The organism is Acidovorax sp., assembly GCF_046291265.1.
Taxonomy (GTDB): Bacteria; Pseudomonadota; Gammaproteobacteria; order Burkholderiales; family Burkholderiaceae_C; genus Acidovorax.
This window is the reverse complement of sequence record NZ_JBKBTV010000001.1, coordinates 150,213-173,798: the sequence shown is the minus strand read 5'-3', so window position 1 is coordinate 173,798 and position 23,586 is coordinate 150,213. Positions and strand designations below refer to the sequence as shown.

General features: G+C 63.9%; 17 protein-coding genes and 1 pseudogene. 9 read left to right on the top strand and 9 right to left on the bottom strand.

Annotated elements, in window-relative coordinates:
- Positions 1 to 5: 5 nt before the first annotated feature.
- Entirely contained in the window at positions 6 to 1,493 is a 1,488-nt protein-coding gene (locus ACK41V_RS00795) for a methyl-accepting chemotaxis protein (protein WP_409776405.1), read from the top strand.
- A gap of 72 nt (positions 1,494 to 1,565) precedes the next feature.
- Here the strand turns inward: ACK41V_RS00795 and rsxB are convergent, their stop codons facing one another.
- The 3 genes from rsxB to ACK41V_RS00780 all read right to left on the bottom strand — a co-directional run bounded on the left by rsxB (position 1,566) and on the right by ACK41V_RS00780 (position 5,203).
- Positions 1,566 to 2,243 (bottom strand): electron transport complex subunit RsxB, encoded by a 678-nt coding sequence (gene rsxB, locus ACK41V_RS00790; protein ID WP_409776402.1) that lies wholly within the window; start codon positions 2,241 to 2,243, stop codon positions 1,566 to 1,568.
- The gene (locus ACK41V_RS00785) at positions 2,240 to 3,907 is read right to left on the bottom strand and encodes a polyhydroxyalkanoate depolymerase (protein WP_409776400.1); all 1,668 of its coding nucleotides are present in this window, start codon (positions 3,905 to 3,907) and stop codon (positions 2,240 to 2,242) included. Before ACK41V_RS00785 ends, rsxB begins: the two co-directional genes overlap by 4 nt.
- 210 nt (positions 3,908 to 4,117) lie before the next feature.
- Positions 4,118 to 5,203: a GTP pyrophosphokinase family protein gene (locus ACK41V_RS00780; RefSeq protein ID WP_409776397.1), complete on the bottom strand. Its 1,086-nt coding sequence runs from the start codon at positions 5,201 to 5,203 to the stop codon at positions 4,118 to 4,120.
- 221 nt (positions 5,204 to 5,424) lie between these two features.
- On the opposite strand from ACK41V_RS00780, the gene ACK41V_RS00775 reads away from it, so the two are divergent.
- A complete protein-coding gene (locus tag ACK41V_RS00775) occupies positions 5,425 to 8,313 on the top strand; it encodes an EAL domain-containing protein (protein ID WP_409776394.1) in 2,889 nt (962 codons plus the stop codon).
- A gap of 28 nt (positions 8,314 to 8,341) precedes the next feature.
- Here ACK41V_RS00775 and ACK41V_RS00770 read toward each other — a convergent pair whose 3' ends face one another.
- The 3 genes from ACK41V_RS00770 to ACK41V_RS00760 all read right to left on the bottom strand — a co-directional run bounded on the left by ACK41V_RS00770 (position 8,342) and on the right by ACK41V_RS00760 (position 11,386).
- Positions 8,342 to 8,878, bottom strand: a complete 537-nt coding sequence (locus ACK41V_RS00770; RefSeq protein ID WP_409776392.1) for a GNAT family N-acetyltransferase — start codon at positions 8,876 to 8,878, stop codon at positions 8,342 to 8,344.
- A gap of 49 nt (positions 8,879 to 8,927) precedes the next feature.
- Positions 8,928 to 9,971, bottom strand: a complete 1,044-nt coding sequence (gene dusA / locus ACK41V_RS00765; RefSeq protein ID WP_409776390.1) for a tRNA dihydrouridine(20/20a) synthase DusA — start codon at positions 9,969 to 9,971, stop codon at positions 8,928 to 8,930.
- A gap of 200 nt (positions 9,972 to 10,171) precedes the next feature.
- Entirely contained in the window at positions 10,172 to 11,386 is a 1,215-nt protein-coding gene (locus ACK41V_RS00760) for an alkane 1-monooxygenase (RefSeq protein WP_409776387.1), read from the bottom strand.
- 264 nt (positions 11,387 to 11,650) lie between these two features.
- On the opposite strand from ACK41V_RS00760, the gene ACK41V_RS00755 reads away from it, so the two are divergent.
- Positions 11,651 to 12,238: a lysophospholipid acyltransferase family protein gene (locus tag ACK41V_RS00755; protein WP_409776385.1), complete on the top strand. Its 588-nt coding sequence runs from the start codon at positions 11,651 to 11,653 to the stop codon at positions 12,236 to 12,238.
- A gap of 100 nt (positions 12,239 to 12,338) precedes the next feature.
- Here the strand turns inward: ACK41V_RS00755 and ACK41V_RS00750 are convergent, their stop codons facing one another.
- The gene (locus ACK41V_RS00750; protein ID WP_409776383.1) at positions 12,339 to 12,815 is read right to left on the bottom strand and encodes an Lrp/AsnC family transcriptional regulator; all 477 of its coding nucleotides are present in this window, start codon (positions 12,813 to 12,815) and stop codon (positions 12,339 to 12,341) included.
- A gap of 147 nt (positions 12,816 to 12,962) precedes the next feature.
- Here ACK41V_RS00750 and ACK41V_RS00745 point away from each other — a divergent pair, with 147 nt between their 5' ends.
- Positions 12,963 to 14,084, top strand: a complete 1,122-nt coding sequence (locus tag ACK41V_RS00745; RefSeq protein WP_409776380.1) for a saccharopine dehydrogenase NADP-binding domain-containing protein — start codon at positions 12,963 to 12,965, stop codon at positions 14,082 to 14,084.
- Between the two features lies 1 nt (position 14,085).
- Here the strand turns inward: ACK41V_RS00745 and ACK41V_RS00740 are convergent, their stop codons facing one another.
- The gene (locus tag ACK41V_RS00740; protein ID WP_409776377.1) at positions 14,086 to 15,942 is read right to left on the bottom strand and encodes an AMP-dependent synthetase/ligase; all 1,857 of its coding nucleotides are present in this window, start codon (positions 15,940 to 15,942) and stop codon (positions 14,086 to 14,088) included.
- A gap of 304 nt (positions 15,943 to 16,246) precedes the next feature.
- Here ACK41V_RS00740 and ACK41V_RS00735 point away from each other — a divergent pair, with 304 nt between their 5' ends.
- Positions 16,247 to 17,410, top strand: a complete 1,164-nt coding sequence (locus tag ACK41V_RS00735; RefSeq protein WP_409776374.1) for a diguanylate cyclase — start codon at positions 16,247 to 16,249, stop codon at positions 17,408 to 17,410.
- A 22-nt stretch (positions 17,411 to 17,432) separates the two neighbouring features.
- Here ACK41V_RS00735 and ACK41V_RS00730 read toward each other — a convergent pair whose 3' ends face one another.
- The gene (locus tag ACK41V_RS00730) at positions 17,433 to 18,068 is read right to left on the bottom strand and encodes a GntR family transcriptional regulator (RefSeq protein ID WP_409776372.1); all 636 of its coding nucleotides are present in this window, start codon (positions 18,066 to 18,068) and stop codon (positions 17,433 to 17,435) included.
- Between the two features lie 128 nt (positions 18,069 to 18,196).
- Here ACK41V_RS00730 and scpA point away from each other — a divergent pair, with 128 nt between their 5' ends.
- From scpA to ACK41V_RS00710, 4 genes and pseudogenes are all read left to right on the top strand, one after another.
- Positions 18,197 to 20,365 carry a methylmalonyl-CoA mutase gene (gene scpA, locus ACK41V_RS00725; RefSeq protein ID WP_409776369.1) on the top strand — a complete coding sequence of 723 codons (2,169 nt, stop codon included), beginning with the start codon at positions 18,197 to 18,199 and terminating at the stop codon, positions 20,363 to 20,365.
- A gap of 136 nt (positions 20,366 to 20,501) precedes the next feature.
- Positions 20,502 to 20,711, top strand: a pseudogene (locus tag ACK41V_RS00720) (GIY-YIG nuclease family protein); the annotation flags it as partial.
- Positions 20,712 to 21,002: 291 nt separating this feature from the next.
- Positions 21,003 to 21,965, top strand: coding sequence for a methylmalonyl Co-A mutase-associated GTPase MeaB (meaB, locus tag ACK41V_RS00715; protein ID WP_409776459.1), 963 nt, complete (start codon positions 21,003 to 21,005; stop codon positions 21,963 to 21,965).
- Between the two features lie 37 nt (positions 21,966 to 22,002).
- The gene (locus ACK41V_RS00710) at positions 22,003 to 23,535 is read left to right on the top strand and encodes an acyl-CoA carboxylase subunit beta (protein ID WP_057204367.1); all 1,533 of its coding nucleotides are present in this window, start codon (positions 22,003 to 22,005) and stop codon (positions 23,533 to 23,535) included.
- The last annotated feature ends 51 nt before the right edge of the window (positions 23,536 to 23,586 follow it).

The window sequence follows — 23,586 nt, the reverse complement described above, 5'->3', positions numbered from 1 at the left end:
ACAAGATGGCAGGATTTTTCGCGCTGCGGCCGGGCCTGTGGTGGATGCGCCGTTGGCATCTGCCGGGCAAGCTGCTGACACTGGGGCTGCTGACAGCGGTTGCGCTGGCGCTTGCGGCGGTGTCCGCCCCTTGGTGGGCCGTGGCGGTAAGTGCGGTGGTGGTTCTGTATGCGTTGGCGGCTCTGTACAGCAGTTTGTCGTCGGACCTGGCGACTTTGGCGCGTGCCATGGATCTCACCACCGGAGGCGATCTGCGTGCCCGTGCGGGTGCCTACGGCAGCGACGAAGTCGGCGAGTTGGCCAGTTCGCTCGACCGCATGGTGCTGACGCTGTCGTCTATGGTGGCCGATATCCGCAGCAATGCGGCCCTGGTCGCCCATGCCGGGCAGAGTTTGGCTGAGGGCAATCGGTCGCTGGCAGACCGCACCGAACAACAGGCGGCGAACCTGGAAGAAACCGCCGCCAGCGTGGAGCAGTTGTCGTCCGCCGTACAAAACAATGCACACACGGCCCAGGGCGCAGACGTGCGCGCCGCCGCCGTGCGCAAGGCGGCCGATGCCGGGTCTGAGGCCATGGCCCGCGCCGTGCAATCGGTCGAGGCGATCCAGCAGGGTGCACGGCGCATGACCGAAATCATTGGGGTCATCGACAGCATCGCGTTTCAAACCAACATCTTGGCCCTGAACGCCGCGGTAGAGGCCGCCCGCGCGGGTGAACAAGGGCGCGGTTTTGCGGTGGTGGCGGGCGAAGTGCGCACGCTGGCCAAGCGGTCGGGCGACGCGGCGCGTGAGATTCGCGAACTGATCGGCGCATCGGTGAGCCAGGTCGAAACCAGCGCGGGCCTGATCCGCTCGGCGGGCGCAGGGATTGCGGATATGGCTGGTGGTATTCGCAGCGTGGCAGACAGCGTGAGCGAAATCTCCGGGTCGAGTGCCGAGCAGAGCACCGGCCTGCGCGAGGTGAGCGCTGCGGTGCAGCAGCTTGACCAGATCACGCAGCACAACGCGCAAATGGTGGGCCATGCGGTGCAACAGGCCGAAGCGCTGGAGGTACGCGCGTCCACCCTGTCCCGCGCGGTGTCTGCATTTCGGCTGCAGCAAGGCACGGCAGAAGAGGCGGTGGTGCTGGTGAACAAAGCCATGGCGCTGCACAAGACCACGTCGCGCGACCAGTTCTTGCGCAGCATCACTGACAAGAACCAGCCCTACCACGACCGGGACATGTACGTGTTCGTGCTCGACGCTGCCGGGACCTACCTGGCGTTTGGGGGCAACCCGGCCAAAGTGGGCACGCGGGTGCAGGATATTCCCGGCATTGCGGGTGACCGTCTGGTGAGTGACATCGTCACCCAGGCAGAGCGCGCGCCAGGCTGGGTGGAATACGACATCACCAACCCCGCCACGGGGGCAGTGCAGACCAAGATGTCCTACGTCAGTCGCGCAGGCGATGGGTACGTGGGATGCGGCGTGTACAAGGCCCTGGCGGCCAAGTAGCCCCGGGGGGGGGGGGGGGGGGGGGGGGGGCAGGGGGCGGGGGGCATAACAGCCTCGCCGCGACGTGTTTGCTCAGCCCGGGCTTTGCGCGCGGCGTTGCCGGGCCCGCTCCATGGCGGCCGCAATCGCCGCCTGTCGTGCAGCAGCGGCGTCCGGTTTCGTTTCAACGCCAGCGTCAACGGCGGGGTTGGTGTCAGCCAACGCCTCTTCGGGGTCCTCCAGCGGCACGCGCACTCGGTGTGTCTGGTAGCGCTGGCGCGCCTGCTGCGCCATGGGCGCTGACCAGGCCGACCAGCCGGTGGCCGTGCCACTCACGTTGTCCAGCTGAATGCAGTCCACCGGACACACGGGAACACACAGCTCGCAACCCGTGCAATAGGGCTCGATGACGGTGTGCATCATCTTGTTGGACCCCACGATGGCATCCGTGGGGCACGCCTTGATGCACAGCGTGCAACCAATGCACCAAGCCTCGTCAATGAAGGCCACCGCGCGCGGGCCCTCCACACCATGTTCAACGCTCAGCGGTACGACCGGGTGGCCCGTGATGGCGGCTAGACGCGCCACACCTTCGGCCCCGCCCGGTGGGCACTGGTTGATCGGCGCTGCGCCCTCGGCAATGGCTTGCGCGTAGGCAGCGCAGTCCGGGTAGCCGCAGCGCGTGCACTGCGTCTGCGGCAGCGCAGCATCAATTCGCGCCGCAAGCTGTGCCAGGGCGGTCGGTGCGTGGATTTCCGGTGCGCGGGTCAACCTTTTCGCACTGCGCGAGCGCGGGGTGCGGGCGCAGCGGCCTTGGTCGTGCCCAATTCGGCTGCAGGCGCTGCAGCGGCTCCGGTAGGCTGTTCGCCCGCAGGCTTTACCCAACGGGTCGCAACGGCAGAGGCCGTGGCAGCCGCTTTCGGCACCACTTTTGGCGTGGGCTTGGCAACAGGTTTTGTGGTTGCCACTGCTTTGACGGGTGGGGTTGCCTTTGGCTTGGTCCGCTTGGGGGCTTCGGCCGGTTTTGCTTTGGGGGCAGCGCGGGCCGATGTTTTGGCAGGAGCGGCTTTCAACGCAGGTTTTGCAGCCGGCTTGCTCGCAGCCACCGCCTTGCGGACTGGTGGGTTGTCATCCGGGATTTCGATGGCGGTGGCTACTGCGTTCTTTTGGGGCACTTCGTGCTCCAGGATGAAAGCGCGCACTTGGGGGTACACCAGATCGCGCCAGCGGCGGCCGCTGAAAATGCCGTAGTGGCCTGCGCCCTTGGCCTCCAGGTGGCGTTGCTCCTTGCGCACCACACCGCTGCACAGGTCGTGTGCCGCTTCGGTCTGGCCCGAACCGGAGATGTCGTCCAGTTCGCCTTCCACCGTGAACAGGGCCGTGGTGGTGATGTCTTGCGGGCGCACGCGTTCGACGTTGCCTTCGGGTGAGCGCACGTCCCATGTGCCATGCACCAGCTTGTAGTCCTGGAACACGGTCTGGATGGTTTCCAGGTAATAGTCCGCGTCCATGTCCAGCACAGCGTTGTACTCGTCGTAGAACTTGCGATGGGCTTCGACGCTGGTGTCGTCGCCTTTGATCAAGTCCTTGAAGTAGTCGTAATGGCTGGTCGCGTGGCGGTCCGGGTTCATGGCCACGAAGCCGGTGTACTGCAAAAAGCCGGGGTACACGCGCCGGCCAGCGCCCGGGAAGTTGTCCGGCACGCGGTAGATCACATTGTTTTCAAACCACTCGTAGCTGCGGTTCGTGGCCAGGTTGTTGACCGATGTCGGCGACTTGCGGGCATCGATGGGGCCACCCATCATGGTCATGGTCAGTGGCGTGGTCTCGCCACGGCTGGCCATCAGCGACACGGCAGCCAGCACCGGCACCGTGGGCTGGCAGACGCTGATAACGTGGCAGTTGCCATAGGTGCCTTGCAGGTGGCGGATGAACTCCTGCACATAGTTCACATAGTCATCCAGGTGAAACTCCCCGTCGGACAGGGGCACCAGGCGGGCGTTCTTCCAATCGGTGATGTAGACCTTGTGGTCCTTGAGCATGGTGCGCACCGTGTCGCGCAGCAAGGTGGCGTAGTGGCCTGACAGCGGCGCAACGATCAACACCACGGGCTGGGTCTTGAGCTTGATCAGCGTGTCCGTATCGTCCGAAAAACGCTTGAAGCGGCGAAGCTCGCAAAACGGTTTGTCCACCTCGATGTGCTCATGCACCGCTACCCCTACACCGTCCACATCCACCGTGTGGATGTCAAACGTCGGCTTCTCGTAGTCTTTGCCCAGGCGGTACATCAGGTCGTACCCGGCGGACATGCGCTGTGCAAGCGGGCTCTGGCTGAGCGGGGACATCGGGTTGCTGAAGAGCTTGGCAGCCGCCTGTGCGAAGTCCGTGAAGGGCTCCATCAAGGAGCGCTGGGTTTCGTAGAGGTGATAGAGCATGGGGCGAAACTCCGTTATGTTGCAGTGCAATATAGCAGCACTTGGTAACAAGCGCATGGAGGAAAACCACCAATGACGAGTCACCTTTGTGACAAGGCGCGTGGCTTTCCAGGAAGATTCGTTTCTCGCGTGAGCAGCGCACCCAGAACATCAAAAACAATAGCTACTAACGCTTTATCCATAAGCGCTAGAGGCACTTTTGACTCAATATTATTGGGGTTTGGGCTCCGCGTGTTCCAGCAGCCACGCTTCAAACGATTCGCGGGCTGAATTGCGCAGCGCCGGGCGAAAAGCGGCCTTGTTACTTAGGTACAGGCAATGCCGGATCACGGTGTACGGGTTGAAGGTGCCTTGCGGGTTTTGCTCCTCCAGGTGCTGCTTGTAGCGTTTGACCACACCCACCGTCTCGCGCATCAGCGCGTTGAAACGCGCGCGGGTCATGCCCGGCGACCAGACCTGGATGTCGTCCACAAAGCCGTCCACCTTCGATGGTTCGAACTCAAAGTCCTTGAAGAAATGCGTAGCAATCTTGAGAAACGTGAACGCATTGAGCTCGCTGCTGCTGGCTGCGGCCTTCTGGGGCGCCAGTGCGTCAAGTTCGGCATCAAAGGCCGGTTCGGCGGTTTCGTCCGGCGCCTCCAGCAGTTCGGCGGCGGTGGCGTCGCGGATCTGGCGGAACTCCCGGTCGGCCAATTCGAACAAGGCAGACAGCACATTGATGCGCCGCTTGAGCTGGCCCGGGATGGATTTTTTGTACTTGATCTTGTGGTCCAGCACGCTCCACGAGTCCTGGATGATGGTGCGCACCTGCAGCTCAAAAGGCAGGTGGGCATAGGCGGCGTGCTCGGGCAGATCGCGCTGGGCCGCGCTGAGCTTGAGGTCCAGGTGCAGGCCCTTGTAGCCAAACGAGGCTTCGGTGCTCTCGACCGCGGTCACCTTGTCGGTGACATCCATCACCGCAAAGTGCGCTCGCACGATCTGGGCGATTTTTTCCAGTTCGTCCTCATACAGGCACACCACGCGCACGCCGACCAGGTCGGTGATGTAGCTCTGAATGTCGAACGGGGTGTTGCTTTCTTCCAGCGCAGGCCGGTACTTGCGCACAAACTTGCGAATGCACTCGTCTGCGTCCTTGACGCGTCCCTCGACCTTGGCGATGTCAACGCCACCCGCTTGCGCCACCACCTGGGCTACCACGCCGGCGAGGGCTTCGCAGGCCTCGTTCAGGGCGGCACATTGCTGCGCATAAAAAGCGCGAAAAAGGGATTCCTCCCGGTCGAAATCAAGCGATGGCATGCCGTTCAATGTCCCATGGGTTGTGATTGAGGCTCTGTGCGCAGCGCGCGCAGCCGGGGTCGGCGTGCAGCATATCCAACAAGCCGGTCACCCCGGGGGTAAGTCTGCACGCAAATGCACCTTGGCAGTGCGGGACAGATGCTCATAATGGTGCAGTGGTCCGGCTCACCCCATGGTGTGCCTGCACCGCCAGGCCGCGCCACGAATCAAATGGGAACGCAATGACCCCCTCACACCCGTCCGGGACGGATGCCTCGCCCGACGAAAGCCCCAGAGGCCCACTGCGCGACGCGGGTTCGCGCGGTGGCCGGGGTGCGGTGAGCCACCGCTGGGTGCCGGTGGTGTTGCCTCCGCTGGTGGCGCTGCTGACGTTGGGGTTCACCTTTCTGTATTGGCAGGCGGAAGAGCGGGGCGCGCGGGCAAAGCGGGCGCAGAATTTTCAGGTAGCGGCCGACCACATTGCCTACAACCTCAAAGACCGCATGGCGACCTACGAGGTGGTATTGCGGGGGGTCAAGGGCTATTTTGAAGGCTCCGAGCGCATCGACCGCGAAGAATTTCGCGCCTATGTGGGCGCCCTGCAGTTGCAGGAGACGCGCCCTGGTTTGCAAGGGGTGTCGCTCATCCTGCAGTTGCAATCGGCAGAACTCGACGCCCACATTGCCGACATGCGCAGTCGCGGCTTCCCCGAATACACCGTGTGGCCTGTGGGCGAGCGCAGTGCATACGCACCCATCACCCACATCGAGCCCTTCAAGGGCGACAACCTCAAGGCCCTGGGGTTTGATGCGCTCACCATCCCGGCCGCTCAGGCCGCCATGGACAGCGCCCGCGACACGGGCGAGCTGGCGTTGTCTGCGCCATTGGCGCTCCAGCAAGACAAGTCTTTGCCTGGCACACCCGGCCAGCCAGCCACCGAGCCCGTGACCGAGCCCGTGCCTGGCTTGGTGATGTATTTGCCCGTCTACCAACCCGGCGCCATCATCAGCGATGAAGCCCGCCGCCGTGCAGCCCTGGTGGGATGGGTATCTGCACCGTTCAAGTTAGCCGATGTGATCAGCGGGATGGCGAAGGAGTTTGATTCGGACATTGGGCTGCAAGTCTTTGATGGCCGCGAGGCGAATGCAGGCAACCGCTTGTATGGCAGCGCTGTTGGCACCGCCGCTTCTGCCACGCCTGCCACGCCTGCCGCCTCAGACGCTGGAGCACCTAGCGCACAAGACACCCGCTTGTTGGCGGTGGGCGGGCGCCACTGGCTGCTGCAGATGTCGCCGTTGCCCGCCTTTGAGCAGCGCTACGGCGACAACGGCCACTACCCCGTGGCAGTGGCGGGGGGCGTGTTGAGCCTGTTGTTGGCCTGGTTTACCTGGTTGCTGGCCACGGGGCGCGAGCGGGCTGTGGCAGTTGCGCGGGGCATGACGGCCGAGCTGCGCGCCACCCGTGACGACCTGGAGAGCACCCTCAACGCCATTCCCGACCTGCTGTTCGAGCTGGGCCTGGACGGCCGCATCCACCACTACCGCTCGGCCCGCTCTGAAGTGCTGGCCATTCCACCCGAGATGTTTCTGGGGCGGCTCATCACCGATGTGGTGCCGCCCCATGCTGCCGCAGGCTGCCATGCCGCCCTGGATGCGGCCCACCGCACGGGGTACTCCGCAGGCCACCAGTTTCAGCTGGAGCTGGATGGCAACACGCACTGGTTTGAACTGTCCATCGCGCGCAAGGAAAGCCCGGCCCCTGGTGACGCACCGCGGTTCATTGCCCTGTCGCGTGACATCACCGAACGCAAGCGCGCCGAGGCACGCACCCACCAGTTGGCCTATTTCGATGCGCTCACCGGCCTGCCCAACCGGCGCATGTTGCTGGACCGCATGGAACACGCCCTGCTCAGCGCCCAAAAGGCAGCGCAGGTGGGCGCCGTGCTGTACATCGACCTCGACAACTTCAAGCAGATCAACGATGCCCGGGGCCATACCGTGGGCGACGCACTGCTGATGCAGGTGGCCCAACGCCTCACCCTTCAACTGCGGCCCGGTGACACCGTCGCGCGCCTCGGGGGCGACGAGTTTGTCGTGCTGGCACACAACCTGGCACCCGATGTGGAAACCGCTGGCCGCGCCGCGCTGCTGGTGGCTGAAGATGTGCGCACCGTGCTGGAGGCGCCGTACGCCATCGACACCCACCTGTACAGCAGCACCGGCAGCATCGGTATCACCTTGTTCCCCAAGCGCGGCGAGGGCGTGGAAGACCTGCTGCGCGAGGCCGATACCGCCATGTACCGCGCCAAAGACCTGGGCCGCAACCGCATCCGCTTTTACGAAGCCGCCATGCAGGCCGACGTGCAGGAGCGCCTGGCGCTGGAGCAAGACCTGAAAAAGGCGCACGCCGAAGGCCAACTGGCCGCGTTTGTGCAAAACCAGGTGGACGCAGCAGGCACTGTGGTCGGCGGCGAATTGCTGATGCGCTGGACACACCCCACGCGCGGCAACGTGCCGCCCAACCGGTTTATTCCCATCGCCGAGGCCTCGGGCCTGATCCTGCGCATGGGCGACTGGATGATCCAGCAGGCCTGCGAAACCCTGGCCAGTTTGCAGGCCGCTGGGCGCGAGCTGTCGCTGTCGGTCAACGTGAGCGAGCGGCAGTTTCGCCAGGACGATTTTGTCGAGCGCGTGCGCCATGTGCTGGCCCACACCGGCGCCCACCCCACCAACCTCATCCTGGAGGTAACGGAGAGCCTGCTCATCGAAGACCTGGACGACACCATCGCTCGCATGACCGAAATCGTTGGCCTGGGCGTTCGGTTTTCCATCGACGACTTTGGCACTGGCTATTCCAGCCTGGCTTACCTCAAGCGGCTACCGCTGTACGAGCTGAAGATCGACAAGAGTTTTGTGGACGACACCCCCGACGACCCCAACGACACCGCCATCGTGCAGTCCATCATCTCGGTGGCACGCCACCTGCACCTGCGTGTGGTGGCGGAAGGCGTCGAAACCCGCGCCCAGGCGGATTTTTTGGTGGAAAGCCAATGCGAATGTCTGCAGGGCTACCTGTTTGGGAGGCCGGAGCCACTGGCGGTGTGGTTGGGGCGGCTGACTACGACCGCATGAGGCAACGCAGTAACCGTGATGACGGTGGCTAACCGGCCACGATGGCCCAGCGCTCGTGGTCGCACCAGCGACCATTGATCTTCAGATAGCGCGGTGAAAAACCCTCTTGCGTGAATCCACAGGCCCGCACCAGCGCGACGGAGGCCGTATTGCCGGGCTGGATGTTGGCCTCCAGCCGGTGCAGTTTGAGATGCCGAAAAGCATGGCGCACCACCTGTTGCAGCCCCGAGCGCATCACGCCCTGGCGTTCGTAGCCCGCGAAAACGTAGTAGCCCAGGTACGCACTGCGAAAGTTGCCCATCACAATTTGCGAAAGATGGATGGCGCCCGCGATCTGCTCACCGTCGTTACCACCCGCTGCGAGGCCCGGCAGGCAAATGAGAAAACTTTGGTTTGCGGGGGCCTCCATCTGCGCCAAGTAGGCTGCAAATGCTTCTGGCGTAGACGGTGCAGAGGTCCAGGGCGCGTGCAGTGCGCGACTGCGCAGAGCCAGAGCGGTGAACGCGGCCTGATCCGTCGCCACTGGCACGCGCAGGACCGTGCGCATGAGGGCCGCTTTAGTCATAGGGGCACATCCTCTTCTTTGCTGGAATCAGAGCGCTGTCAGCGCGGTGTCAAACCAGCAGCGTCTGTGCGGGTTGCTCTGAAGAGGATTCCGGCGCAGCGCTGGCATACGACTGCACCGCCAGCGCATGCACCTCGCGCGCAGGGCGGTCCTTGAGCAGATGGTTGCTCCACACCTGGCGCCAGATGCGGGCGCCGGGCAGGCTGTGGCGCAGGCCCAGCATGTGGCGCGCGATGTGGGGCCAGGGGGTGCCGTACTGGGCCGCCTCGCGCTCCATGTACTCGACCATCTTGATTTCGACCTCTTCGCGGGTCAGGGGGCAGGGGGCGCCGCCTTGTTCACCGTAGTAGAGCTGGTCCCAGCGCGCCATCCACCAGGGGTTGTGGTACGCCTCGCGGCCGATCATCACGCCGTCCAAGTGCTCCAACTGTTCCTGCACCACCACATCGGTGGTGATGCCACCGTTGATGGCGATGGTGAACTGGGGGAATTCCGCCTTGAGCTGGTGCACCACCTCGTACCGAAGCGGTGGAACGTCCCGGTTTTCTTTGGGAGACAGGCCCTGCAGCCAGGCGTTGCGCGCATGCACGATGAACACGGTGCACCCGGCGTCGGCCACGGTGCCGACGAAGTCGCGCACAAAGCCGTAGTCCTCCACCTTGTCGATGCCGATGCGGTGCTTGACGGTGACGGGCACATTCACCACGTCCTTCATGGCCTTCACGCAGTCGGCCACCAGCTGGGGCGACTTCATGAGGCTGGCGCCAAACGCGCCGCGCTGCACGCGGTCGCTGGGGCAGCCGCAGTTGAGGTTGATCTCGCCGTAGCCCCACTGCGCGCCCAGGCGCGCGGCCTCGGCCAGCTTGTCGGGCTCGTTGCCGCCCAGTTGCAGGGCGACGGGATGTTCTTCGGCGTTGAAGCGCAGGTGCCGCTCGGTGCCGCCATGGATGATGGCGCCCGCGTTCACCATCTCGGTGTACAGCAGGGTCTGGCGGGTCAGCAGCCGGTGAAAGTAACGGCAGTGGCGGTCGGTCCAATCCATCATCGGGGCGACGGACATGCGCCAGGGGCTCAGGGTGGGTTCCACGGGCAAACTAGAAAGCGGGGAGGGTGGGGGTTGCAGTGGGAGCCCTGTATGGCTGAAGGCGCCTGCAGGGCTGCAACCGGAAAGCCAGGATTATCCCACCGACCTTGCGGCCAGTGCCAGCGTGTGGTTTTGAATAAAAATGGGCTCTAGCGCTTATCCATCAAGCGCTGATAGCTATCAAAAGAGAAGCGTGCAGATAGGCTGAATCAGCGCCTTGCTCGGTGGCGTCGGTCGGCTTGCACTTCCAAGGGCAGCGCCCCGTCGCGCAGCCCATAGCGGCGCACCACCTGGGCGCGCTGGCGCGGGTCGATGTTGATGCGGGTGGCATCGCGCCCCGCCATGGCCAGCAGGCGCGGGTCCATCACGCGGCGCCACAGGGACGGCACATAGGCCAGGGTGAACATGCCGAAGTAGCCAATCGGCAGCTGCGGCACCTGGTCAAAATGCCGCAGCGACTGGTAGCGACGCAGCGGGTGCGCATGGTGGTCGGAGTGCCGCTGCAGGTGAAAAAGCGCCCAGTTGGAGAACAAATGGTTGCTGTTCCACGAATGGTGCGGCTGGCAGGGTTCGTAACGGCCGTTGGCGTCTTGTGTGCGCAGCAGGCCGTAATGCTCGACATAGTTGGCCGATGTGAGCTGAAAGTTGGCCCAGAACGAGGCCACCAGCAAAAACGGCAGCACGGCCGGGCCGAGCCACAGGGCCAGGGCGGTCCACAGCAGCAGGGTGATCAGCGCGGGTTGCAGGATTTCGTTGTGCCAGGACAGTAGCGGCAGTTGCTGGCGCGCCAGCCGGTCTTTTTCAAGCGCCCAGGCGCGGCGCAGGGCGCCGGGCATTTCGCGCAGCACAAAGCGGTAGATGGACTCGCCCATGCGCGACGACGCCGGATCAGCCGGGGTGGCCACATCGCGGTGGTGGCCCCGGTTGTGTTCGATAAAAAAGTGCCCGTAGGCCGTGGGCGCCAGCACCAGCTTGGCCAGCCACCGTTCGAGCTTGGAGTTTTTGTGGCCCAGCTCATGCCCCAGGTTGATGCAGAACCCACCCACCGTGCCCGTGGTCAACACCATCGCCAACACACCATGCCAGGGCAGGGGCTGCGTGGCCACAAACCAGGTGCTGAAAATAAAAGCGGCCCACAGCACCGGCACCAGCAGGTAGGTGATGCGGCGGTAGTAGCGGTCACGCTCCAGCGCGGGCACGGCGGATTCGGGCGGGTTGCTTTGGTCCAGGCCCAGCAGCCAGTCCAGCAACGGTGCCACCAGGTAGAAAAACGCCACCGGTGTCCACAACGCCAGCGGCTCACCGGTCCACAACATCAGCGCGGGGCCTGCGCCCACGGTGCACGGCACGACCAGCGACAACAGCCACGCATACCGCTTGCGGTCGCGGTAGGTGGTGTCGTCGTAGCGGGTGGCTTTCAGCATGGTCCAGGGCGGGTCGAGGCGTGGCGGGTCAGCTCCGGGGAAGGGGAGCCATGCCGATCATTCTGGTCCGGCGGTTTTTAAACACCAGATTTTTTTGACCAAAGTGGGCCCGGGAAAAGATTGTTGACAATGCCGCCGACGGCGCTTTTCTGGGGGCAAAGTTGCCCTGCCCCAAAACCGGGCATAGGGGCTATCGGCGATACTCCCCGCGCCTGCGATTGATGGCGGCACGACAGCCGCCGTCCTGTTTTCTGCTTCCCCCTCATGCACCACACCATTTTTGACACGCCGGTTGTCAACACGCTCCTGCGCGCTGCGTCCCGATTCACCTTGCGCATCACCGGCTGGAAGATTGAAGGCGCCTTGCCCGCCCACGCTGCCAAAAGCGTGCTGATCGCGGCGCCCCACACCAGCAATTGGGATCTGCCGTACACGTTGATGCTGGCGTTTTCACTGCGCCTGCGGGTGTACTGGATGGGCAAACAAAGCCTGTTCAAGGCGCCGTTTGGTGGGGTGATGCGCTGGCTGGGCGGCATTCCGGTGAACCGGGGCCAGTCCAGCAACCTGGTCGCGACATCGGCCCAGGCCATGCGGGATGCGGATGGGCCGATGCAGCTCATCGTGCCGCCCGAGGGCACGCGCGGGAAGACGCGGCACTGGAAGACGGGCTTTTACTTCATCGCGCAGCAGGCAGGCGTGCCCATCGTGCTTGCGTTTGTGGACTACGGCCGCAAGGTGGGCGGCCTGGGCCCGGTGTTTGAGCCCACCGGAGATCTTGACGGCGACATGGCGCGCATCAAGGCGTTTTATGCGCCCATCCAGGGCAAGAACCCCACGCAGTTCGACGCCTGAGGTAGGCTGCCAAAATTTGAATGAAATTGGCCTCTAGCGCTTATCTATTAAGCGCTAGCAGCTATCAAAAGCGAAGTGAATGCGCTGGCAAAAGCCGCCTTCACGCCCCCACACTGCGCCGGTCGATCTTGCGGCTGAGCACGATGCTGGTCTGGGTCTGGTGCACGCCGTCCAGTTGCCCCACCTTGTCGAGCAGGGTGTCGAGCTGCTCATGGCTGGTGCAGCGCAAGAACACCAGGTAGTCAAACGGCCCGCTCACGGCGGATACCTCTTCGACCTCGGCCATGGCCTCCAGCGCGTGCAACACGGCGGGCGCCGTTTTGGGCAAAACGCTGATGGAGCACCACGCGCGCACCGTCGTGGCATCCAGCCGGGTGCCCAGCCGCACCCCGTAACCCGCGACCACACCCGAGCGCTCCAGCCGCGCAATGCGCGCCACTACGGTGGTGCGGGCCAGCCCCAGCTTGCGCGCCAGCGTGGCCGTGCCTTCGCGGGCGTTGGCCTGCAGCAGGCTGAGCAACTGGCGGTCGGTGTCGTCGAGCGAAGGTAAAGGGGCTTGATGGGCTGGAAAAGTCATAGCGGCCATCATATTCGCCGTTATGACAAAACATAGAGTAGTTTTCGACGTTATGGGCGCTACACATTGACAGCACCCTTGCCTAGCATCAAGGCATCTTTATCCCGCTCTTGGCGCCGCGCCACGAGCACCCACCGGAGTACCGCCATGACCACCGTTTCCACCCCCACCAACGTTGCCACCCGCCGCGCCGTCACCATCTTGGGCGCAGGTCACATTGGTTTTGCGATGGCGTTGCTGCTGCAGCAGGCTGGCGACTATGACGTTCTGGTAGTGGACCGCGACCCGTCACGCTTGGCCGAAGTGACTGCGCTGGGCGTGTCCACCCGGCTGGCGACAGACGACGCCAGCCTGCAGGCAGCCATCGAAGGCCGTTTTGCCGTGCTCAATGCGCTGCCATTTCACCGTGCCGTGCCGGTTGCCACGCTTTGCGCCGCCGCGGGAGTGCACTACTTTGACCTGACCGAAGACGTGGCCAGCATCCAGGCGATCCGTGCACTCGCTGCCAACGCCCACAGCGTGCTCATGCCCCAATGTGGCCTGGCACCAGGTTTCATCGGCATCGTGGGCAACGACCTGGCGCGCCGTTTCGACACCCTGCACACGCTGCGCATGCGCGTGGGCGCGCTGCCCCGTTACCCGCAAGGCGCCCTGCGCTACAACCTGACCTGGAGCACCGAAGGCCTCATCAACGAATACTGCAACCCCTGCGAGGCCATTGTGGACGGCGTTCGCACCACGGTGCCCGCGCTGGAGGGGCTGGAAACCTTTGCGCTCGACGGCGTGGAATACGAGGCCTTCAACACTTCGGGCGGGCTGGGCACGTTGACGGAAACGCTGGCGGGCAAGGCGCGGCAGGTGGATTACCAATCCATCCGCTACCCGGGCCACAACGCCATCCTCAAGCTGCTGCTCAACGACCTGCGCCTGCGCGACCGGCGCGATCTCCTCAAGGACATCCTGGAAACCGCCATTCCCACGACGGACCAGGACGTGATCGTGGTGTTTGCCACCGCATCCGGCCTGAAGGGCGGGCGGCTGGTGCAGGACTCGTACTCCGCCCGCATCGTCGGCACGCAGGTGGCGGGGCACACGCTGAGCGCTATCCAGTTCACCACGGCGGCGGGCATCTGCACGGCGCTGGACCTGGTGGCCCACGGCCATTTGCCGCAGCAGGGTTTTGTGGGGCAGGAAGCGGTGGCGCTGACAGACTTTTTGGCGAACCGCTTCGGCGCGGCGTACGCGGAAGAAGGCGTGCTGACCTTGTGACTCAGCGACCCCCAGGTTTTTGGTACATGCCCTCAATCGCCTGGGCAAAAAACGCCATCAGGTTGTTGCGTTTGAGCTTGAGCGTGGGTGTCATGAAGGTGTTTTCAATCGTCCACGGCTCCAGCGTCAGGTGCACGGCACGCGGCACGGCGTAGCGGGCAAAGCTGGCGGTGTTCTTCTCGATGCGGGCCAGCACGGCGCGGTGCACGCTGGGGTGGTTCAGGCTGTCGGCGTCTTGTGGGCTCAGACCCAGGTCGGCCGCCAACCGCTGCCATTCGTCACGCTTGAGCACGGCCACGCAGGCGATGAAAGGGCGGTTTTCGCCCACCACAAAGGCTTGCTCCAGCAGCGGGTCGGCCAACAAGGCCAGCTCCAGGTCGCCGGGCGGCACCTTTTCGCCGGTGGAGGTGACGATGATTTCCTTGATGCGGCCCTTGATATAGATTCGGCCGTTCACGATCTCGGCCTGGTCGCCCGTGCCCAGCCAGCCGTCGGCGCTCAGTATCTTGGCGGTGTCGTCAGGGCGCTTCCAGTAGCCCTTCATCACGATGGGTCCGCGCACCTGCAGCTCACGGTTGTCGCCGATGCGCACCTCCACGCCGGGCAGCGCCTTGCCCACGCAGGCGGGGTCGTTGTCATCCAGAGAGTTGACCGACACCACGGGCGCGGTTTCGGTCATACCGTAGCCCTGGATCAGCGGCAGGCCCAGGCCCAGAAAACATTTGGCAATGGTGGGCGACAACGGCGCGCCACCGCTGACCGCCACCCGCACGCGGCCGCCAAACTGGGCCAGCAGCGGCTGGGCCACCAGGGCATTCAGCACCGGCCAGGGCAGGGCGGCCATCCAGCCTGCGGCGCGGCCATCTTCGGCGGCCGGTGCGGGCAGCCCTTGTGCGGCGCAAAAACGCGCCCAGCCTTTGTGTTGTGCGGCTTCGTACAGCTGCATCTTCCAGGGCGTGGGCGACAGCTTTTCGAGCAGCTTGGCGTGGATGCGTTCGTAGATGCGCGGCACCGACACCAGCACTGTGGGGCGCACGGTCTTCAGGTCTTCGGCCAGTTGGGGCACGGAACGGGCATAGGCAACGCAGCTGCCCGCCGCAATCGGCAGGTAGTAACCGCCCGTGCGTTCAAAGGTGTGCGACAGCGGCAAGAACGACAGAAACACGTCGTCCACCGTGGGCGCAATGCGGTCCAGCACGGCTTTCACGTCGCTGATCACGTTGTGATGGGTGAGCATCACGCCCTTGGGTTTGCCGGTGGTGCCGGATGTGTAAACGATGGCGGCCAGGTCGTCTGCCTCTGGTGCTTTTGGCACAGGGGCGCTGCCTGCATGCGCCGCTCCGGCCAGCCACTGCACCAGCGATCCGACCGCTGGGCCATCGCCGGAAGCGGGTGTTGCGGCGAGCGAGGCGGCGTCGTCCGTGATGACTACCGCGCGCAGGGAGGGAAACGGTGTGCCCACGGCCTGGATCTTTTCCCACTGCTCTACGTGGCTCACAAAGAGCATGGACGCTTCGCAGTCGGCCAGGATGTACGCAATGCTGCCCGGGTTGTCGATGGCATGCAGCGGCACGGGCACGCAGCCGGTGGCCAGCGTGGATTGGTCAGCGCACATGGCGTTCAGGCCGTTGGGCAGCAGGATGGCCACACGCGCCGCAAGGGGCAGCTGCATGGCAGCCAGTGCCTGCGCCCATGTGCCGACGCGCTGGGCTGTTTCGGCCCAGGTCAGGCTCGTCCAGGCCTGGGAGGTGGGGTCGAAGGCTCGGTATGCCTCTGCAGTGGGGGTGCGGGCTGCGCGGTAGGCGAGGAGCTGGGGCAGCGTGTGAACGCTGGCGATATCGGTGGGAATGGGGGACATGGAACCTGCGGTGGAGGCTGTGCGCGCCAAAGCCGCACAGTCTCAGTGAAAACCCGCAGGATCATACCGAGCGAACCTGTTGGGCCTGCCTTGACCCACCCCGCATGTGTTGCAAATGGTGCGTTCTGAATTTCGGAATGATCTACCGCTGCCACGCTGCGGTTGCTGGCTGGGGTGATATTCATGGTGGTGGATGGCGGTGTCGGCCACAATGCCCCACCCGTGGGTTTTTGCCGGAGAGTGCGCCGAAGCTTCCACATCCTGTCACTTCTTTTTGCTGCTCCCCCAGACTGCGCCTGCCGCCATGGATCCCGTAACCGTCTTCGTCGTTGCCACGCTCATGATGCTGGCCAACGGGTGGGTGCTAGGCCTTGTGCGCAAGGATTTTCCGGCGTCTCTGCGCCCCTGCGCAGAGACTTGGCGCATTGCCACATTGCTGCTGGCGGGCGGCTCAGTGACCTACGCCTTTCGCGATCAGTTGCCGCTGGGGCTTGCATCGCCCCTCGCCAATGGCCTGGTGCTGCTCGGGTGCACAGGTTACTGGCGCGCGCTGCGGCAGTTCTATGGCCTCCCAGACCTGTGGTGGATGTTGGCGCCCGCCTTGGTGGGCATCTCAGGCATCCTCTGGTTTGCCGTGCTCAACCCGGACACCCGCATGCGTGTGTTCGTTCTTTCGACGTGCTGTGCGTTTTTGCTGGGGGCGAGTTTTGTATTGCTCATCACCCAAAAATCGCCCGAAGGCCTGCACAGCCGCCGCGTGATGGCCGGCCTGTTCGCCCTGGTGGCGGTGTTCACGGTCTTTCGAGCGGGTTTCATCCTGGTGCGGGGAATCAGCCCGTCGTTCGACATCACGGGCCACGGGGCCTGGATCAACATGGCCAGCCCCATGATCGCGGCGCTGCTGCCCGTGGTGGGTACCACGGCTTTTCTGCTCATGTGTTCTGAGCGCATTGGCCGCCAGTGGGAACAGGCGGCGTCTACCGACTACCTCACGGGCCTGCCCAACCGCCGCACGCTGACCACAGCGGGGGAACAGTGGTTTGCGCATTGGCACCATCAAAAGCGCGGGTTTGCGCTGGCGGTGATTGATATTGACCACTTCAAATCCATCAATGACCGCCATGGCCACGAAGTGGGCGACGTCGCTTTGCGGCACGTGGCCCAACACCTGCAGTCCGCATGCCGGGGCAAGGATCTGGCCGCTCGCCATGGTGGCGAGGAGTTTGTGATGCTGTGGGACGGCATGGACGCGGCCACCGCACTGGCTGCCGGGGAACGTTTGCGCGCACTGGTGGCTCAGGAGCCGCTGCGCAGGGCGGGGGAGCCCATTGCGATGACCATCTCGATGGGTGTGGCGGTGGCCACCGAGGGCGACAACAGCTTCAATGACCTGCTGCGCCGCGCTGACGAAGCGCTCTACGCTGCCAAGGCGGCGGGGCGCAATCGGGTGCAGGTCGCGCAAGCCTAAGAACCTGAACAGGTTCTAAGGATCAGGTCGCCGCTTCCAGCCCCTGCGCAAAGTGCGCCTTCATCGCCTTCACCGTGGCCTTGGCATCACGTGCCACCATGGCGGCCAGGATGGCTCGGTGTTCGTTCAGCGAATCTTCGATGCGCCCCTGCTTGAGCAGTGAGTTGTGGCGGTTGAGCTTCATCACCTTGCGCAGATCGGCCACCATCTGGCCGCGCCAGCGGTTGTCGGCCAACTCCAACAGCAGCATGTGAAAGCGCTCGTTCACCGCAAAAAAGCGCTCGCGCTCGGCTGCAGCGGCTTCCAGTTCGGCGTGCAGGTCCTGCAGCTCTTTCAGTTGTTCTGGCGTGGCGGTGGTGGCGACCACGCCTGCCGCGTCGCTCTCCAGCAGGCTGAGCAGGTGGTACACGTCGCGCAGGTCTTTTTCGCTCATTTCGGTCACATAGGCGCCACGGCGCACCTTCATCGTGACCAGGCCTTCTGCGGCCAGCACCTTCAATGCCTCGCGCAGGGGGGTACGGCTGATGCCGAATTCTTCGGCAATTTTCAATTCGTCGATCCAGCTGCCGGGCTCCAGCTCGCGGCGGAAGATGCGCTGGCGCAATTGCTCGGCCACTTCTTCGTAAAGCGCGCGGGGAGTGAGGGTGACAGCGGACATGGGGCGGATTGTAAGCCGGGCAGAATATTTTGAATCAATAATTATGAATGATGTAAACTCGCCGCCACATTGGGGCATGCCCCAACAGTTTTCTGCGCCCCAACGCCATCTTCGGAGAAGCCTTCGCCATGAGTGACACCCCCACCCACAACGCCTCAGAGTTCGCTGCATCTTCGTTGGAAGCCTGGGCCAAGGCCGCTGCCAAGTCTGCTCCAGGAGGCGATGTGACCGCGCTGAACTGGGTCACGCCGGACGGCATTACCGTCAAGCCGCTCTACACCGCCGAAGACACGGCCAACCTGCCTTACGCCAACACCTTGCCGGGTTTCGAGCCCTACCTGCGCGGCCCCCAGGCCACCATGTATGCAGTGCGGCCGTGGACCATTCGCCAATACGCAGGTTTTTCGACCGCTGAAGAATCCAACGCCTTCTACCGCAAGGCCCTCGCTGCGGGCGGGCAGGGCGTGTCTGTGGCGTTTGACCTGGCTACCCACCGTGGCTACGACAGCGACCATCCCCGCGTGACGGGCGACGTGGGCAAGGCCGGTGTGGCCATCGATTCGGTGGAGGACATGAAGATACTGTTCGACCAGATCCCGCTCGACAAGGTGTCCGTCTCCATGACCATGAACGGCGCCGTACTGCCCGTGCTGGCGGGCTACGTGGTGGCGGCCGAAGAGCAGGGCGTGTCGCAAGACCAGCTGTCTGGAACCATTCAGAACGACATTCTGAAAGAGTTCATGGTGCGCAACACCTACATCTACCCGCCCAAGCCGAGCATGCGCATCATCGGCGACATCATTGGCTACACGGCCAGGAACATGCCCAAGTTCAACTCGATCTCGATCTCGGGTTACCACATGCAGGAAGCCGGGGCCAATCAGGCACTTGAGCTGGCCTTCACCCTGGCCGACGGCAAGGAGTACGTGAAGACCGCTATCGCCTCGGGCCTGGATGTGGACGAGTTCGCCGGGCGCCTGTCGTTCTTCTGGGCGATTGGCATGAACTTCTATTTGGAAGTCGCCAAGATGCGCGCCGCTCGCCTGCTGTGGTGCCGCATCATGAAGGAGACCGGCGCCAAGAACCCCAAGAGCCTGATGCTGCGCACGCACTGCCAGACCTCGGGCTGGTCGCTGACCGAGCAGGACCCCTACAACAACATCGTGCGCACCACCATCGAGGCCATGGCCGCGGTGTTCGGTGGCACGCAGAGCCTGCACACCAATGCACTCGACGAGGCCATTGCCCTGCCCACCGAGTTCTCCTCGCGCATCGCGCGCAACACGCAGCTCATCATCCAGGAAGAGACGCACATCACCAACGTGGTCGACCCCTGGGCCGGCAGCTACATGATGGAAAAGCTCACCCAGGACATGATGGATGCCGCCTGGAAGATCATCGAAGAGGTCGAGGCCATGGGGGGCATGACGCAGGCCGTGGACAGCGGCTGGGCCAAGCTCAAGATCGAGGCCGCCGCCGCAGAGAAGCAGGCGCGCATCGACAGCGGCAAGGACGTGATCGTGGGCGTCAACAAGTACAAGCTGGCCAAGGAAGACCCGGTCGACATCCTGCAGATCGACAACGTGAAGGTGCGAGACGGGCAGATCGAACGCCTGAAAAATATCAGGTCAAAACGCGACCCAGCGCTTGTCCAGCAAGCGCTGGATGCTCTCACTTCTGCAGCAGAAGACGGCAGTGGCAACCTGCTGGACTTGGCCATCAAGGCCGTGCGCCTGCGCGCCACGGTGGGGGAGGTGAGCGATGCGCTGGAGAAGGTCTATGGCCGCCACCGCGCCGATACGCAAAAGGTGACCGGTGTGTATGCAGCTGCCTATGACTCGGCCGAAGGCTGGGACAAACTCAAGACCGAAATCAACGAATTCGCCGAAGACCAGGGCCGCCGTCCCCGCGTGATGATCGCCAAGCTGGGGCAAGACGGCCACGACCGCGGCGCCAAGGTGGTGGCCACAGCGTTTGCCGACCTGGGTTTTGACGTGGACATGGGCCCGCTGTTTCAGACCCCCGAGGAGTGCGCGCGCCAGGCGATTGAAAACGACGTGCACGCCGTGGGCGTGAGCACCCTGGCCGCAGGCCACAAGACGCTGGTGCCCGCCATCATCCAGTCGCTCAAGGACCAGGGTGCGGACGACATTATTGTGTTTGTGGGCGGGGTGATCCCAGCGCAGGACTATGAGCATCTGTACGAAGCGGGCGTGAAGGGCATTTATGGACCTGGTACGCCGATTCCTGCCAGCGCGAAGGATGTGCTGGAGCAGATTCGCAAGGCGGTGGCGTGATCACTTGCGCCATCAAACCCCGAACCGTTCGGGCTGAGCTTGTCGAAGCCGGGGCGCAAGCCTGTGACGGCCTTCGACAGGCTCAGGCTGAACGGTCTGCGGTGGTGTCGACGCGTTCCTCGCTGACTCACTGAACATGCGCCCTTTCTACGTCTACATCCTGCATTGCGCCGACGGTTCTTACTACGTCGGTCACACCGATGACATGGTGCTGCGCATGCTGCAGCATGAAAGCGGTGAGGTGGGCTACACGTCGACGCGCAAGCCTGTGGAATTGATGTGGCAAGGTGAGTTTGAAACCCGCGAAGGGGCTCTGGCTTTTGAATTGCAGATCAAAGGCTGGTCGCGGGCCAAGAAGGAAGCTCTGATAGCGGGTGATTGGGAGCGAGTGCAGGAGTTGGCCCGGTCGCATGGCAAGGTTGCTGGCGCGCCCAGGCTTCGACAGGCTCAGCCCGAACGGGTGGGGGGAGGAGCAGAAGCGGGCGATCCACCCGCTGACGAAGTCCGCACGCTTCAATCCGTAGAAGCCCACACACCCCAAACCGTTCAGCCTGAGCTTGTCGAAGGCCGGCCCAAACCTTCGCAGGACTTGCTTCTCGGAATCACTGGCAATCCTGGCCCCCTCCAGCGCCGCGCCATGTCCAAGGCCATCACGCTGCTCGAATCCACCCGCGCAGACCACCGCGCGCAGGCTGACGAGCTGCTCACCCGGCTGCTCCCCCACACCGGAAAATCCTTCCGCCTCGGCATCAGCGGCGTACCCGGCGTGGGCAAGTCCACCTTCATCGAGGCGCTAGGCCTGTACCTCATCGCGCAAGGTCACCGCGTCGCGGTGCTTACCATCGACCCCTCCAGCACAGTCTCCGGCGGTTCCATCCTGGGCGACAAGACGCGCATGGAACACCTGTCCGTGCACGATAAAGCCTACATCCGCCCCAGCCCATCGAGTGGCACCCTGGGCGGAGTCGCAGAAAAGACCCGCGAGGCCATGCTGGTCTGCGAGGCCGCAGGCTACGACGTGGTGATCGTCGAAACCGTGGGCGTGGGCCAGAGCGAGATTGCCGTGGCGGGCATGACGGACATGTTCGTGCTGATGCAGCTGCCCAACGCCGGCGACGACCTGCAGGCCATCAAGAAGGGCGTGATGGAGATTGCCGACCTGGTCGTCATCAACAAGGCCGACATCGACAAGAACGCCGCCACACGCGCCGAGGCGCAGATCACCTCCAGCCTGCGCCTGCTGGGCATGCACGGCAATCCCGACCACGCGACACACGGGGCCCTTTGGCAACCCCGCGTGCTGCAGATCAGCGCTTTGCTGGGGCAGGGCGTGGATGCGTTCTGGACGACTGTGACGCTGTTCCGCGAGATGCAAGCCACCAATGGCCGCCAAGCGTCCCGTCGAGAAAAGCAATCGCTCGCCTGGATGTGGGAGCGCATCGACGCGGGTCTCAAGCTCGCGTTTCGCCAGCATCCGCGTGTCAAAGAGCTGCTGCCCCAATTGCAGGCCGACGTGGCCGCCGGGCGCGTTGCAGCATCAACTGCAGCACGAAATTTGCTGCTAGCGCAATCCAGTCAAGCGCAGACAGCTATCAAATAAATAGTAAACAAGCAACCAAATTCACCAAAGGACGACCATGCAAGACATCCTGGAGCAACTGGAGAAGAAGCGCGCCCTGGCGCGCCTGGGCGGCGGGCAGAAGCGCATCGATGCGCAGCACGCCAAGGGCAAGCTCACGGCGCGCGAGCGCATCGAGCTGCTGCTGGACGACAACACCTTCGAAGAGTGGGACATGTTCGTCGAGCACCGCTGCACCGACTTCGGCATGGAGGACAACAAGATCCCCGGCGACGGCGTGGTCACCGGCTACGGCATGATCAACGGCCGCCTGGTTTTCGTCTTCAGCCAGGACTTCACCGTCTTCGGCGGCGCCCTGAGCGAAACCCATGCCGAGAAGATCTGCAAGGTGATGGACCAGGCCATGAAGGTCGGCGCTCCGGTCATCGGCATCAACGACTCGGGCGGCGCGCGCATTCAGGAGGGCGTGGCCTCCCTGGGCGGCTATGCCGACGTGTTCCAGAAGAACGTGCTGGCCAGCGGCGTGATCCCGCAGATCAGCATGATCATGGGCCCCTGCGCCGGCGGCGCCGTGTACTCGCCGGCCATGACGGACTTCATCTTCATGGTCAAAGATTCGAGCTACATGTTCGTGACCGGCCCCGAGGTGGTCAAGACCGTGACGCACGAGGAAGTCACGGCCGAGGAACTGGGCGGCGCCGGCACCCACACCACGCGCAGCGGCGTGGCCGACATGGCCTTCGAGAACGACGTGGAGGCGCTGATGATGCTGCGCCGCCTGTACAACTACCTGCCGCTGAACAACCGCGAAAAGGCGCCCGTGCGCCCCAGCAACGACCCGGCCGACCGCATGGACAGAAGCCTCGACACCCTGGTGCCCGAGAACGCCAACAAGCCCTACGACATGAAGGAGCTGATCGCCAAGGTGGTGGACGATGGCGACTTCTTTGAGCTGCAGCCCGACTACGCCAAGAACATCGTGATCGGCCTGGCGCGCATGGAAGGCCAGACCGTGGGCATTGTCGCCAACCAGCCGCTGGTGCTGGCCGGGTGCCTGGACATCAAGAGCTCCATCAAGGCCGCGCGCTTCGTGCGTTTTTGCGATGCCTTCAACATCCCGGTCGTCACCTTCGTGGACGTGCCCGGCTTCATGCCCGGCACCAGCCAGGAGTACGGCGGCATCATCAAGCACGGCGCCAAGCTGCTGTATGCGTATGCCGAGTGCACCGTACCCAAGATCACCGTCATCACGCGCAAGGCCTATGGCGGCGCCTACGACGTGATGAGCTCCAAGCACCTGCGCGGCGACGTGAACCTGGCCTGGCCCAACGCCGAGATCGCCGTGATGGGCGCCAAGGGCGCGGTGGAGATCATCTTCCGCGAGGACAAGAACGACCCGGTGAAGCTTGCCGCGCGCGAGGCCGAGTACAAGGAGCGCTTTGCCAACCCCTTCGTGGCCAGCGCCCGCGGCTTCATCGACGACGTGATCCTGCCGCACGAAACGCGCAAGCGCATCTGCCGGTCGCTGGTGATGTTGCGGGACAAGAAACTCGAAAACCCGTGGCGCAAACACGGCAACATTCCCCTTTGAGCGGCACTGCCACAGCCCTTGGGGCGTAGTTGCCGGACCTTGTCGTAGCGC

What these genes read in the sequence shown, in the direction of transcription:
- ACK41V_RS00795 (WP_409776405.1), top strand. Translation starts at nt 6, where the DNA reads ATGGCAGGATTTTTCGCGCTGCGGCCGGGCCTGTGGTGGATGCGCCGT.
- ACK41V_RS00785 (WP_409776400.1), bottom strand. Translation starts at nt 3,907, where the DNA reads ATGCTCTATCACCTCTACGAAACCCAGCGCTCCTTGATGGAGCCCTTC.
- ACK41V_RS00780 (WP_409776397.1), bottom strand. Translation starts at nt 5,203, where the DNA reads ATGCCATCGCTTGATTTCGACCGGGAGGAATCCCTTTTTCGCGCTTTT.
- ACK41V_RS00775 (WP_409776394.1), top strand. Translation starts at nt 5,425, where the DNA reads ATGACCCCCTCACACCCGTCCGGGACGGATGCCTCGCCCGACGAAAGC.
- ACK41V_RS00770 (WP_409776392.1), bottom strand. Translation starts at nt 8,878, where the DNA reads ATGACTAAAGCGGCCCTCATGCGCACGGTCCTGCGCGTGCCAGTGGCG.
- ACK41V_RS00760 (WP_409776387.1), bottom strand. Translation starts at nt 11,386, where the DNA reads ATGCTGAAAGCCACCCGCTACGACGACACCACCTACCGCGACCGCAAG.
- ACK41V_RS00755 (WP_409776385.1), top strand. Translation starts at nt 11,651, where the DNA reads ATGCACCACACCATTTTTGACACGCCGGTTGTCAACACGCTCCTGCGC.
- ACK41V_RS00750 (WP_409776383.1), bottom strand. Translation starts at nt 12,815, where the DNA reads ATGACTTTTCCAGCCCATCAAGCCCCTTTACCTTCGCTCGACGACACC.
- ACK41V_RS00745 (WP_409776380.1), top strand. Translation starts at nt 12,963, where the DNA reads ATGACCACCGTTTCCACCCCCACCAACGTTGCCACCCGCCGCGCCGTC.
- ACK41V_RS00740 (WP_409776377.1), bottom strand. Translation starts at nt 15,942, where the DNA reads ATGTCCCCCATTCCCACCGATATCGCCAGCGTTCACACGCTGCCCCAG.
- ACK41V_RS00735 (WP_409776374.1), top strand. Translation starts at nt 16,247, where the DNA reads ATGGATCCCGTAACCGTCTTCGTCGTTGCCACGCTCATGATGCTGGCC.
- ACK41V_RS00730 (WP_409776372.1), bottom strand. Translation starts at nt 18,068, where the DNA reads ATGTCCGCTGTCACCCTCACTCCCCGCGCGCTTTACGAAGAAGTGGCC.
- scpA (WP_409776369.1), top strand. Translation starts at nt 18,197, where the DNA reads ATGAGTGACACCCCCACCCACAACGCCTCAGAGTTCGCTGCATCTTCG.
- meaB (WP_409776459.1), top strand. Translation starts at nt 21,003, where the DNA reads ATGTCCAAGGCCATCACGCTGCTCGAATCCACCCGCGCAGACCACCGC.
- ACK41V_RS00710 (WP_057204367.1), top strand. Translation starts at nt 22,003, where the DNA reads ATGCAAGACATCCTGGAGCAACTGGAGAAGAAGCGCGCCCTGGCGCGC.